The sequence below is a fragment of the Algoriphagus sp. genome (assembly GCF_039969895.1).
GTDB lineage: Bacteria > Bacteroidota > Bacteroidia > Cytophagales > Cyclobacteriaceae > Algoriphagus.
The window spans coordinates 414,156-425,513 of sequence record NZ_JBDVMZ010000014.1 but is presented as its reverse complement, the minus strand read 5'-3'; the positions used below and the strand labels follow the sequence as shown (position 1 = coordinate 425,513).

Genomic DNA, 11,358 nt, shown 5'->3' with positions numbered 1-11,358 from the left:
ATCTTAGCCTTTGAGTGAAAAGGCACGTTTTTAAGCGTTCGTCCTTAAATTGCTTGTGTAGGTCATGTATATTTTCGCTCAGAGACCGACTAACTATCTTAGCTGAATGCTTCTCAATAGATCCATTTACAAATCCCTGGGCTGGGGCTTAGGTATTACCCTGGTCGTGTCCTATGTGCTTCATCGGATGGGTTTTATTCGTATAGATTTCGAAGATTACCTCGAAAACATCCTAATTCTGGGCACTTGGTGGACGCTGACCAGTTTGGTGTTTTATTATAGCAAGAAAGTTAGGCTCCAAAAACGCAGTTTGCTCAGGATATTTGTATTGGCACTTTTCTTCACCGGCATTCTACTTTTGGACCAATGGATGGCCATACCGGACAATCCCGTTTCCATATTTTTATTGATTCTGTTTTGGATGGGGATAGCTCATTTCATTACTCCGGTCTTTTTCAAAAAGTATCAAAAAGGCATTATTTCAGTATATGGGTTGATTTGGTTGGTGTTTCTGGTTTTGCGCGGGAAGGAAAATTACCTTCGGGAGCATCATGATGTACTGATGTTGATGCTGCTGATTCCCATTCCTTTTTTCTTATTACTTTGGGTGTTTGAGCAATGGAAGAGGATGAGAGATTTGGAAACTCAAAAGAACAAGGCGGAGTTGGCCATGTTGAAAAATCAGATCAATCCGCATTTTCTCTTCAATACCTTGAATAACCTCTATGGGCTTTGTGTAGAAAAATCTGATTTGGCTCCAGAGGTGGTACTGATGCTCTCTGAAATGATGCGTTATACGATCTATGAGGGAAAGGAAAATGAAGTTTTGCTGAGCAAGGAAGTGGAATACCTGGAGAGTTTTTTGGCACTGCACAAATTGCGCCACCGCCAAATACCAAAGATAGAGTTTCAGTTGAATTTGGTCGAGGGATTAAAAGTTGCTCCTTTACTTTTTATCGTTCCCGTGGAGAATGCGTTCAAGCATGGGGTGGAAAAGCTAACTGAGGGTGCGTTTGTGAGGATAGATTTGTCAGCAAATCAGGAAAAGCTTAGCTTCAGAGTGAACAATAATTATGATTTGGAGGGAGAAAACACCGGAAAGGGAATAGGGTTGGAGAATTTGCGACGAAGGCTTGAATTGACTTATCCTGGCCAACATTCCTTACAAATCTCCCAACAGAACGGAATCTATAACTTGGTATTGGAAATTCTATGGAGCAATTAAGGTATGTCATATTGGATGATGAGCCCATTGCGCATCGTATCATTGAGGGTTATTGTGAGAATTTTTCCTTTTTGTCAAAAGCCGGAAATTTCTACAATGGTTTTGAGGCGTTGGAGTTTTTCAGAACCAGCAAAGCAGATTTGATTTTTTTGGATATCAACATGCCAAAGCTTACGGGGTTTGAACTGCTGAAATTACTGCCTCATCCTCCTAAGGTTATCGTGACTTCTGCCCATCAGGAATTTGCGCTTCAGGGTTACGAATTGGATATTTCAGATTACTTGCTCAAGCCGTTTAGCTTGGATCGCTTTATCAAAGCCGTTACTAAAGTAACTCTTGACAAGTCTGTGGGGGCAAAGACTGCCGTTGAACCGGAGCGGATTTTCCTCAAATCCGACAAGAAACATGTGCAGCTGGAATTGGATAAGATTCTATACGTGGAAGCGCTAGGCAACTATTGTAAGGTCTATCACCAAGATGGGATGGTGATTTGCCCGGAGAAAATCTCAGAACTGGAAGGGAAATTGGGAAAGGAGAATTTCATGCGAGTACATAAATCCTACCTGGTGAACGCCGCCAAAATCACAGCTATCGAGGGGAATAGAATTAAAATTGATAGTACTGAGATTCCTGTTGGGCAGACTTATAAAGGAGAGGTAGCAAGGTTGCTGGGATGAGGGGGGAATAAAAAAAAAACTGACACTTTCGAATCAGGCTTTTGCTCCTCCTCAAGGACTTGAACCTTGGACCCTTCCCGATGAATCGGGATCAGATGCACTAACTAAATCGCTGTTTTAAATCGAGTATGTTCAGTGGATTTAGTTTCAGATCAATGAGATATTTTCTGGATTTCATGTTTTTTAAGTGTTTTTCAATCTTCATCGCCTGAGATTTTTCTAACCCTTCTAGTAATATGTGGACATCCCAAGGTTGGCCTTTTTTGGTCCAGATCTTATTTTGATCGCTATTGTGGAATTTTAGACGCTGACTAAAATCTGATGTGTAGCCTATATAAAACTTGTCTATACTTTGAGAATGTAGTATGTAAACAGAAAAATCCATATCCAAAGATTAAACCAAAAAAGCCACACATTTCTGCGTGGCTTTTGCTCCTCCTCAAGGACTTGAACCTTGGACCCTCTGATTAACAGTCAGATGCTCTAACCAACTGAGCTAAGGAGGAATTTTTGTCTTTTCGGTGCTTGTACCGAATTGGTGATGCAAATGTAGGAGGCTATTCCTTTTATTCCAAACTGCAATCAGGAAAAACTGCATGTTTTTACTTTCATTGCTGTTTTTGTATTCAAAATCAATGACTTAATTTTTCCTTATTTTTTAAAAAGATTAGTAAGCTTTTCTGGTTCAAAATCATTTTATGAGATTTTGCAAGAGTTGATTAAGAAAACCTTTCGATTTCTCTACATGACTTTTCAATTCAATCGCGTGTCCTTGAATATCTCAAACCACATTTTCCTTACTTTTAGGGCACAATAAATCTAGCTTATGAAAATCTCAGCAGTAATCCTGATCCTGTTTTTGTCTTTCTCCTGCGTCAACGCTCAGGAAGAAATTGTAACCACTTTCGGAGAGGGTGTTCCTGTAGCTACCGTGTCAGATACAGATCTTGATGAGATTTCGGGTTTGGCGTGTAGCCGAAATATGCCAGGAATGATGTACGTGCACAATGATAGTGGGGGAGAAGCGTCCATTTATCTGCTGGATTCTTTGGGTAAAACACTGGGAAAAATCGAATTGCTCAACACGGTAAATCGGGATTGGGAAGATATCGCTGTAGGTCCGGGGTCGGATGGCAAATCCTACATTTACGTAGGTGAAATCGGCGACAATACTGCTGCATATGATGAAATAGTCATCTATCGTGTACCTGAGCCGGCTACTTTTTCTACAATCAGTAAAATAGAACCTCAGAAAACCACGCTCACTTATCCCGGAGGAGCAAGGGATGCGGAGTCGCTGATGGTTGACCCTATTTCAGGTGATATTTTTATTATTTCCAAACGTGATAGTGCTAATACCTTATATCGACTTCCAGCTGGCAAATTTGGCGCTGCTGATGCCCAACTAGAGGAAATGATCAAACTCCCGCTTACGAGTGCCGTCGCGGCTGATATCTCTGTGGATGGAAGGCAGATCCTGGTGAAAAACTACTTTTCAGTGTATTACTGGAACAGGAAAAATGGCGAAACTATCGCACAAGCGATGAGTAAGGTGCCTACACAATTGCCTTACGCACCCGAGCCACAAGGTGAAGCTATCGGTTTTTCACCTAGCGGAAAGGCGTATTTTACACTTAGTGAAAAGCGATTTGATATAGTACCAGTGCTTTACAAATACTCTGCTAAATAGGCTGATGCAAACTGCCACAACTGTTCTGATGGTTCGCCCTGCGAATTTTGGCTTCAATCCGGAGACTGCTGCCACAAATTTTTATCAGAAATCTGATCCTCGATCGCATGCAGAGATTAATAAGCTAGCGCAACAGGAATTTGATGGTTTTTTGGCTATGCTAAACGATCAGGGAGTTCAGGTGATTGTGGAAGAGGACACAGCTGATCCCCTAAAGACTGATGCTGTTTTCCCAAATAATTGGTTCAGCACCCATGCAGATGGAAAGCTGGTTTTATACCCTATGTTTTCAGCCAATAGAAGATTGGAAAGGCGAAAAGATGTAGTGGAAAATTTGATGAGAAGAGGATTTAAAGTCCAAGAGATCATTGATTTGAGCTTTTTTGAAGATGATCAACAATACTTGGAAGGCACAGGCAGTGTGGTGATGGATCATCAGTCAAAAACGATTTTTGCAAGTTTTTCGGAGAGGACGCATAAGGTTCCTCTGGATTATTTAAGTAAACTCCTGGGCTATAAAGTAGTGGGTTTTCATGCGGTTCAAGAAAGTCAAGGTGAATTAAGGTCTATCTACCATACCAATGTCATGCTGCACGTAGGGTCAGATTTGGCGGTGGTGTGTTTGGATAGCATTCCGAGGGCCTCCGAAAAACTAGCTGTGCAAAGAAGCCTGAGTCAAGCAGGGAAAAAAATAGTGCCGATCACTACAAAACAAAAATTTCACTTCGCTGGCAATATGCTGGAAGTGGGGAACGAGGGTGGTGAAAAATTTACAGTGATGTCTGAAACTGCCTTGGATTCCTTGACTATAGGGCAAATCCAATTGATCGAAAAATACACAACCATCATAAGTCCGTCTATTCCAACCATTGAAAAATTAGGTGGTGGAAGTGCCAGATGTATGATGGCTGAGATTTTTTTGCCGGTGGTGACTTAGTTAAATGAGGGAATATCACTCGCAGGTGAAACTTGTATTCCCCGTCACAAAGACATGGATTTCACTCCACTCCCGGATCTACTTTCTTTTTTCTGGTAAGTTCTGTCTTACCCAAGTCTGACAAATTTTTAACAGCTTCATCTGCTGCACTTTTCATTTGTCCTTGCACGTCTGGAGTTACTGGCTTTTTATTTTTCATGTCTAATGAATTAAAGAATTTAGTTTTAAATGAGTTCACTCGATAACTACTTGTATTCGATTTACTTAAAGTAAGGATTAATTATTAGAAAAGTGCAAATGATTGACTCGTTAAATGGATTACTAGCGATAGGGGCGAGGATGGCCACTTTTATTTTAAAATAAAAAATTCAGTTCTTCTAGAATAAGTACAAAACGGTCAATTTTGACACTTAAAAAAGGCTTAAGGTTTCATGAGTTGAAGTCAACTCATGAAACCTTAAGCCTTTTAGGAAAAAGAAATTATCAGTCAATCCTGACCTTTTACCCGATCTTGATTAGATCCCAGTAAAATTAAAAGGTGAAATCACACTCAACTCAGCTTTTAGCTCATCCGATATTGGGAGATTAGCGATAAATTCTGAGATAGATTTTTCAGTAATTTTAGTATTTGTTCTGGTGAGATCTTTTAGCGCTTCGTATGGTTTTGGGAAGCCTTCTCGTCTCAGTACCGTCTGAATAGCTTCTGCTACTACAGCCCAGTTTTCTTCCAAATCAGCATGAAGTGCAGCCTCGTTTAGCTCCAGTTTTCCAAGTCCTTTCAGTAAGGATTCGAAGGAAATCAACATGTGACCTAGCGGCACACCGATTATCCTCAAAACTGTGCTGTCTGTCAAGTCCCGCTGTAATCTCGACACAGGAAGCTTTGCTGCCAAGTGTTCCAAAAGTGCATTCGCGATGCCCAAATTGCCCTCTGCATTTTCAAAGTCAATCGGGTTGACTTTATGAGGCATGGCCGAGGATCCGATTTCACCTGCTTTGATTTTCTGCTTGAAATAGTTCATCGCCACATACTGCCATACGTCCTTGGACAGGTCTAACAGGATGGTATTGATTCTTTTCAATCCATCAAAAACAGCCGCAAGATTGTCGTAATGTTCGATTTGCGTAGTAGGGTAGCTTCGCTCTAGTCCAAGGTATTCACCCACAAAAGTAAAGGCAAACTCATTCCATTTGATTTCGGGGTATGCTACATGATGTGCATTCATATTGCCTGTAGCTCCGCCAAATTTGGCCGAGTATGGAATATGATTGAGAAGGATAAGTTGCTTTTTCAGTCGCACAACAAAAACCTCAATTTCCTTTCCCAAACGGGTAGGAGAGGCAGGTTGTCCGTGGGTTTTTGCCAACATTGGGATATTTTTCCATTCTTTTGCCAACTCATGAAGTCTATTCATGACAGCATTCAATTGTGGCAAAATCACCTCATTTAAGCCTTCTTTTAGCATTAATGGCGTTGCCGTGTTGTTGATATCCTGAGACGTCAATCCAAAGTGAATAAATTCTTTGTGCGCTTCCAGACCCAGTGTGTCAAACTTTTCTTTGAGAAAATATTCCACCGCTTTTACATCATGATTGGTGATTTTCTCTGTGTCTTTGATCGTGTCTGCATCAGCTAGAGAAAAGTTCGAAACGATCGCTCTTAGTTTCTCAAAATGGCTTTTGTCAAAATCTTTCAGTTGGGGTAATGGAAGCTCACAAAGTGCGATGAAGTACTCTACCTCTACGTGAACACGGTATTTGATCAGAGCAAATTCAGAAAAATAAGCTCTCAAAGGAGCCGTTTTGCCAGCATAGCGTCCGTCTATAGAGGTCACTGCAGTCAATGCGTTTAATTCCATCAGGTTAATTTAATTTGGTTTTAGGAAGGTGTAAAGTTAATTTTTTGAAGGCAAAAGTTTGGGTTTGCACTCCCAAATTCAGGAAATATCCTTCGATTTATTCGAACCAGTCGGGGATTATCTCAGTTAAGAGGTGCAAATAATCTACTACATGACCGGATTTTTGGCTGTATAGGTTAATTTTGCAACCGTTTTAACAGATAAAAAGCTCGGACCAGGAATGTTCAATTTATTTAAGAAAAAGAAGGAAGAGGTAAAGACGCCACAGTATTTGCCGCTGAAAGTGAGAGAGGTAGTAAGAGAAACAGAAGATACGGTTTCATTATATTTTGAGCAGCCAGAGCCATTTTTGGATTATAAGCCAGGTCAGTTTTTGACCTTGGTGATGGATTTTGAAGGAAAAGAGCAGCGCAGATCTTACAGCCTTTGTACTTCTCCCTATGTGGATCCTTTTCCGGGTATTTCTGTGAAGCGTGTACCAAAAGGAAAATTCTCCAACTTTTTGAATGAGCGGGTCTTTCCTGGGAAAACAATCAACGTGCTGAAGCCACTGGGTAATTTCACCACTGATTTTCACTCTAAAAACAAAAAGCATTTTGTTCTAATAGCAGCCGGAAGTGGGATTACGCCAATAATGGGCATTCTCAAATCCGTGCTAGTCAATGAGCCTAATTCTAAAGTTTCGTTGCTTTACTGCAGCCGCAATGAGTCGCAGATAATTTTCAAAAAGGAACTTGGATCACTGGCTGAGAAGTACCCTGACCGATTAGAGTTGATTCACAATCTGAGTCAGCCTAGCGCCGAATGGACAGGTTTGAAGGGGAGATTGACCAAAGAAAACATTGCGGATTTCGCAAAGAAAGCGGAGTTGGATCCTGAGTTTGAAAAGGAATATTTCGCCTGTGGACCCGAAGGAATCATGGATAATGTGGAGGCTGTTTTGGCAGAGTTGGGTGTTCCTACTGAGAAATTTCATAGAGAGAGTTTTTATTCTGCAGCTGCAGACAAAGCGCACGAGGATGCAGCACATGGCCTGACGGGTGGCTTGCTGACTCGTGATGTGACGGTGATTTTGGAAGGTGAGGAATCTGTGGTCACGGTAGCACCAGACAAAACCGTTCTTGAAGCGGGTTTGTCTCAGAATTTGAATATGCCGTACAGCTGTCAAAGTGGCCTTTGTACTGCCTGCAGAGGAAAATTACTCAGCGGAAAAGTGAAGATGGATGAAGACGCAGGCCTGAGTCCAAATGAAATTGAAGCTGGTTACGTGTTGTGTTGTGTGTCACATCCGCTGACAGACGATGTGAAAATCACCATAGAGTAAGCTAGTTCATTCTACCCACTACGCTATTTTGGAAATTCAGGAATTTAGGAGGGTTTACAAAAACCTCGATCGTCTTATTTTGATTCTATTGGTATTGGTACTTCCCGTTTTCGGGATGATTTATTTGTACCAATCTACCGGGGAGATTTCCTGGGATCTTCCTGAATTACCGTTGGTTGTTGGCCAGATACTGACCGGATTGGGAATAGGGATGCTTATTGCTCAATATTTACTTTTTCGAAAAAGAGTAAAGGCGGTTTTTCAAACGGAGGACTTGCTGACCAAGCTAAAAATCTATGCCAACGCCACTCGCGAGCGTTATTTACTACTTTTTTTGGTCGCTCTACTCTGTTCTGCGGGATTGTTGTTTTTTGGATCAGCCATCTACAACGTGATCTTTGCAGTAGCACTTATCTTTTTTTCGGTAGCCAAGCCTACTCCTGAGCGAATCAAGTCCCTGATGAAGTTGTCTAAGGAAGATGCCGAGGTGATAAGGTTGGCATCCCGGCCAGATTAAATTTTGAGATGTTAAACAGTAGATTCAAAAGGAAAATAATGATACTTCAAGATGAAGATGTTAGAATCATAAATTAAGTACTTGGTGACGAAGAATTTGCTCTCAAAATCTTATTTCTTCACTGCTACTAACGATAATTACCTGTGCATCTCTGCTCAATCCTTCACGATACCCGCGGTTAAGACGCAAAAAAGCCAATCCATACAGATTGGCTTTTAAGGATATTATAGCTAATGATTAATTCTCGATGCTGATATTTCCTGACGAAATAGAACCCTTCACCCATTCCTGAGCATCGTTATCGATCTCTAGGTTTTTGCCGGTATTGATTCCACCCACTTTCAGATTGCCTGAGGATGCCTTGAGGGAGAAATTATAGTCTTTCAGATTTGAGGAAGTCTGGATTTTGAAATTCCCAGAAGTACCACTCAAGTTGGTGTTGCCACTCAATCCAGCATTGGTAGCACGGATATTTCCTGAGGTGAATTTAATCTGACCTAAGGCTCCGATGTTGCTTAGTTTTGCATTTCCTGACGTGAGGGTGACACTGAGTTCGCCTTTCACACGATCAGCTTCTAGGGACCCACTGGTGGATTGGTAGGCCACGCTTCCGCCGATGTTACTTATGTTAGCGTTGCCGGAAGTAACTCCAGCTTCTACGTCTCCGGATATTTTATCGATGGTAAGTGACCCGGAGCTTGCTTTGATTGTCAGGTCTCCAGAAATATTGGTAGCTGTAATTTTTCCAGATGATACGCGAAGATTGGTTTTGTCTCCCACCACTTTGTCCACTGTCAGGCTTCCTGAGGAGTTTTTCATGTCCAGATCACTATTCATAGGCCCGGTGATTTTGATGTAACCTTTGCTGCGCGTATTTCCCCAAGAGGAACTACTGGAGCTGGCTTCATGTGATATCTTGAGTACATCACCGACGGTCACGAAGATGATGTCTTGGTTCTCATTCGTCGATTCTAAAAATGCCTCCACGCTCACTTCCGAGTCAGATCCACCCATGAAGGAGACATCCAGCCAACCGCCGCTGACTTCGATGGCCTTGATGTTTGAATAGTTTTTAGTGACGTCCACTAGTACTTTTTGCGCAAAGCTGGCAGCTGAAATCAGCATCATGGCTAAGGCCAAACTTGATAATTTGAAGATGTTTTCCATAGTTGTAGTTGTTTTATCTAATGGTGACTCCGAAGCTTATTGCCTGCACTTCCGGGCCTAAATTTTCTTGGAATAGGTTATTTAAATCATAATTGAAGAATAAAGTCACATCACTTACCCCGATTTCACCTCGAAGTCCATAGCGGAAGTTTTCTACATACATGTTAGATTTTTCAAACTGCTTTTGCTTTTTGCCATCTTCATCGTCATAGACAAACTTACCTCTGCCGCCGATTCTAACTCCGGCATATCCCCCAAGTCCCAATCTCAATTTTTGGTTGTTGGTGAGGATGGTAGGTACTAACGTGAAGTTCAAATAAGAAGCGGAAATTTTGGATTTGGTACCCGTGCCAGGACCGGCAAATTCCTCCCATACGATTCCTTCAGGCGTCTTCACAGCGATTAGATTTCTATCTTCCATTTTGAAATTGTACCAGTTCACTCCGATGCTGGAGTACACTTGAAAGTTTTTGGATACTTTGGTTTTTCCTAAAATATTGATAGCGTAATACCAAGATCCCCAAGGTTTTACTACAGGCATTCTGTCTGTCGGCGTCACTTGGTTGATACCCAGTTCGGTATCCAACCCTGCCGAAAACCTGCTTCTCTTGTGTATTTCACTGACTTCTACTTCGTCGTTCTCTTGGATCTCAAGAATCCATTTTCCATCTTCTTTCTTCTGATAGGTCCAGCTGTTGCCGAATACGGATATGACTTTGGTTTTTGTGTAAATCACCGTGTCTGGTTCGTCCTGAGCAAATGCATGGCTCAAGCAAAGAAGGAAAATAACTAGTGGTAGTAGGGTAGTTTTCATTTTTCTAAAAGTTTTGGGTGTTGTCAGACTGAGCATTGGCGATGGAAATCGTAATAGGATATAGACTCAGACTTCGCTCAGCCTGACATTTGGATAGAAGATTTAAGTTCTTAAAATACTATTCCGAAAGTGATCGGGTTGAGCTCTGGACCTTTTCCTTCTTGAAATAATTCATTCAGATCATATGTGGTGAAAAATTTCACTCGTCCGATTCCCAGCTCGCCTCGGATACCATACCTGAAATTCTGCAAATAAAGTCCCGTGTCTTGCTTGTCTTTAGATTTGTTAGATCCATTCAAATCCCGGTAAACATATTTGGATTGTCCACCCAGTCTGTAACCTGCATAAGGTCCTGCTGCTACTCTGATTCCTCGCCTTCCATTGTCATTCATTTTCCCAAAATCCAATTCCAGCAAAGTCATCGCGGTGAGGTAGGAAGCAGAGATTTTACTTTTGGATCCATCCACGTCTGTGCGCTGAATGAACTCAATGGACTCATCGCCTCTGATGGCTTGATAATCTCTGTTTTCAAACTTGAAGTTGTAGAACTGAAAACCTAGCCCAAAATTCCAGTAGAAGCCTTTGGATAGGCGCTGGGAGGCCATGAAGTTCAGCCCAACTTCCCAGCTGCCCCAGCCCTTCACCGCATAGGGCTTGTCTGAAGTAGGGAAACTGCCGTTTTCCAGGTAGTTATTTATACCTAAATCCATGTTGAAATAAGTGCGAAAAGGAGGGTCGGACTTTCTCTTCAGTCCAGGTTCAAAGCGGACTTTGGTGTTTTCACCGGTCTCATCTACGAGTAGGCGCATGTTACCGATGTAAACTTCCGTCTCAGCACCGTCTTCCGTCACTTTCACTACTTGCTTGGAAGTACCGTCTTTTTTCTTGATTTCTACGATGGTCGTTTCCCCACTGATTTCGTCTTCTTCCAGATCTAGTTCACGAATGATCTGATTGATATTCATCAGTTTGAGCTTTTCAAAATCTTCTTTGTTTTCCACGATGATGACGATTTTTCCGGATTTTCCGAATTCAATCACCACACTATCACTGGCTACGCTGTGGTCAAGGGATGGCATACTTCCGGCAAAACTTAGTTGCACAATTGCCATCATACAAAATAATAGGAGGTATTTTTTCATTAGATT

General features: G+C 41.7%; 12 protein-coding genes and 1 tRNA gene. 6 read left to right on the top strand and 7 right to left on the bottom strand.

The annotated features are described in order from the left end of the window. Window positions 1-106 precede the first annotated feature (106 nt). Both ABJH64_RS13135 and ABJH64_RS13130 read left to right on the top strand, forming a co-directional pair. The gene (locus tag ABJH64_RS13135) at window positions 107-1,225 is read left to right on the top strand and encodes a sensor histidine kinase (protein WP_348276918.1); all 1,119 of its coding nucleotides are present in this window, start codon (window positions 107-109) and stop codon (window positions 1,223-1,225) included. After that, window positions 1,213-1,902 carry a LytTR family DNA-binding domain-containing protein gene (locus ABJH64_RS13130; protein WP_348276919.1) on the top strand — a complete coding sequence of 230 codons (690 nt, stop codon included), beginning with the start codon at window positions 1,213-1,215 and terminating at the stop codon, window positions 1,900-1,902. Before ABJH64_RS13135 ends, ABJH64_RS13130 begins: the two co-directional genes overlap by 13 nt. A 100-nt stretch (window positions 1,903-2,002) precedes the next feature. Here ABJH64_RS13130 and ABJH64_RS13125 read toward each other — a convergent pair whose 3' ends face one another. Together ABJH64_RS13125 and ABJH64_RS13120 are read right to left on the bottom strand one after the other, a co-directional pair. Further along, window positions 2,003-2,287 carry a GIY-YIG nuclease family protein gene (locus ABJH64_RS13125; protein ID WP_348276920.1) on the bottom strand — a complete coding sequence of 95 codons (285 nt, stop codon included), beginning with the start codon at window positions 2,285-2,287 and terminating at the stop codon, window positions 2,003-2,005. Between the two features lie 47 nt (window positions 2,288-2,334). Beyond that, window positions 2,335-2,408: transfer RNA gene (locus ABJH64_RS13120), tRNA-Asn, on the bottom strand. A 320-nt stretch (window positions 2,409-2,728) separates the two neighbouring features. Here ABJH64_RS13120 and ABJH64_RS13115 point away from each other — a divergent pair. Together ABJH64_RS13115 and ABJH64_RS13110 are read left to right on the top strand one after the other, a co-directional pair. Continuing rightward, window positions 2,729-3,592 (top strand): hypothetical protein, encoded by an 864-nt coding sequence (locus ABJH64_RS13115; RefSeq protein ID WP_348273928.1) that lies wholly within the window; start codon window positions 2,729-2,731, stop codon window positions 3,590-3,592. A gap of 4 nt (window positions 3,593-3,596) precedes the next feature. Then, entirely contained in the window at window positions 3,597-4,529 is a 933-nt protein-coding gene (locus ABJH64_RS13110) for an arginine deiminase-related protein (RefSeq protein WP_348273929.1), read from the top strand. A 61-nt stretch (window positions 4,530-4,590) separates the two neighbouring features. Here the strand turns inward: ABJH64_RS13110 and ABJH64_RS13105 are convergent, their stop codons facing one another. Then, window positions 4,591-4,728 carry a hypothetical protein gene (locus ABJH64_RS13105; protein ID WP_348273930.1) on the bottom strand — a complete coding sequence of 46 codons (138 nt, stop codon included), beginning with the start codon at window positions 4,726-4,728 and terminating at the stop codon, window positions 4,591-4,593. A 316-nt stretch (window positions 4,729-5,044) separates the two neighbouring features. Beyond that, window positions 5,045-6,388 (bottom strand): adenylosuccinate lyase, encoded by a 1,344-nt coding sequence (gene purB, locus ABJH64_RS13100; RefSeq protein WP_348273931.1) that lies wholly within the window; start codon window positions 6,386-6,388, stop codon window positions 5,045-5,047. A 220-nt stretch (window positions 6,389-6,608) separates the two neighbouring features. Between purB and ABJH64_RS13095 the strand changes: the two genes are divergently transcribed. Together ABJH64_RS13095 and ABJH64_RS13090 are read left to right on the top strand one after the other, a co-directional pair. After that, window positions 6,609-7,712: a ferredoxin--NADP reductase gene (locus ABJH64_RS13095; protein WP_348273932.1), complete on the top strand. Its 1,104-nt coding sequence runs from the start codon at window positions 6,609-6,611 to the stop codon at window positions 7,710-7,712. 28 nt (window positions 7,713-7,740) lie between these two features. Next, complete coding sequence (locus tag ABJH64_RS13090) at window positions 7,741-8,229, top strand: hypothetical protein (RefSeq protein ID WP_348273933.1); 489 nt, start codon at window positions 7,741-7,743, stop codon at window positions 8,227-8,229. Window positions 8,230-8,466: 237 nt separating this feature from the next. On the opposite strand, the gene ABJH64_RS13085 is transcribed toward ABJH64_RS13090, so the two are convergent. From ABJH64_RS13085 to ABJH64_RS13075, 3 genes are all read right to left on the bottom strand, one after another. Continuing rightward, a complete protein-coding gene (locus ABJH64_RS13085; RefSeq protein ID WP_348273934.1) occupies window positions 8,467-9,396 on the bottom strand; it encodes a DUF4097 family beta strand repeat-containing protein in 930 nt (309 codons plus the stop codon). Window positions 9,397-9,409: 13 nt separating this feature from the next. Next, entirely contained in the window at window positions 9,410-10,210 is an 801-nt protein-coding gene (locus ABJH64_RS13080) for a hypothetical protein (protein WP_348273935.1), read from the bottom strand. Window positions 10,211-10,320: 110 nt separating this feature from the next. Continuing rightward, window positions 10,321-11,352: an outer membrane beta-barrel protein gene (locus tag ABJH64_RS13075; protein WP_348273936.1), complete on the bottom strand. Its 1,032-nt coding sequence runs from the start codon at window positions 11,350-11,352 to the stop codon at window positions 10,321-10,323. Between the last annotated feature and the right edge of the window lie 6 nt (window positions 11,353-11,358).

Excerpts from the sequence above, each read along its gene's own strand:
- ABJH64_RS13135 (WP_348276918.1), top strand. The coding sequence starts at position 107 with ATGCTTCTCAATAGATCCATTTACAAATCCCTGGGCTGGGGCTTAGGT.
- ABJH64_RS13130 (WP_348276919.1), top strand. The coding sequence starts at position 1,213 with ATGGAGCAATTAAGGTATGTCATATTGGATGATGAGCCCATTGCGCAT.
- ABJH64_RS13125 (WP_348276920.1), bottom strand. The coding sequence starts at position 2,287 with ATGGATTTTTCTGTTTACATACTACATTCTCAAAGTATAGACAAGTTT.
- ABJH64_RS13115 (WP_348273928.1), top strand. The coding sequence starts at position 2,729 with ATGAAAATCTCAGCAGTAATCCTGATCCTGTTTTTGTCTTTCTCCTGC.
- ABJH64_RS13110 (WP_348273929.1), top strand. The coding sequence starts at position 3,597 with ATGCAAACTGCCACAACTGTTCTGATGGTTCGCCCTGCGAATTTTGGC.
- ABJH64_RS13105 (WP_348273930.1), bottom strand. The coding sequence starts at position 4,728 with ATGAAAAATAAAAAGCCAGTAACTCCAGACGTGCAAGGACAAATGAAA.
- purB (WP_348273931.1), bottom strand. The coding sequence starts at position 6,388 with ATGGAATTAAACGCATTGACTGCAGTGACCTCTATAGACGGACGCTAT.
- ABJH64_RS13095 (WP_348273932.1), top strand. The coding sequence starts at position 6,609 with ATGTTCAATTTATTTAAGAAAAAGAAGGAAGAGGTAAAGACGCCACAG.
- ABJH64_RS13085 (WP_348273934.1), bottom strand. The coding sequence starts at position 9,396 with ATGGAAAACATCTTCAAATTATCAAGTTTGGCCTTAGCCATGATGCTG.
- ABJH64_RS13080 (WP_348273935.1), bottom strand. The coding sequence starts at position 10,210 with ATGAAAACTACCCTACTACCACTAGTTATTTTCCTTCTTTGCTTGAGC.
- ABJH64_RS13075 (WP_348273936.1), bottom strand. The coding sequence starts at position 11,352 with ATGAAAAAATACCTCCTATTATTTTGTATGATGGCAATTGTGCAACTA.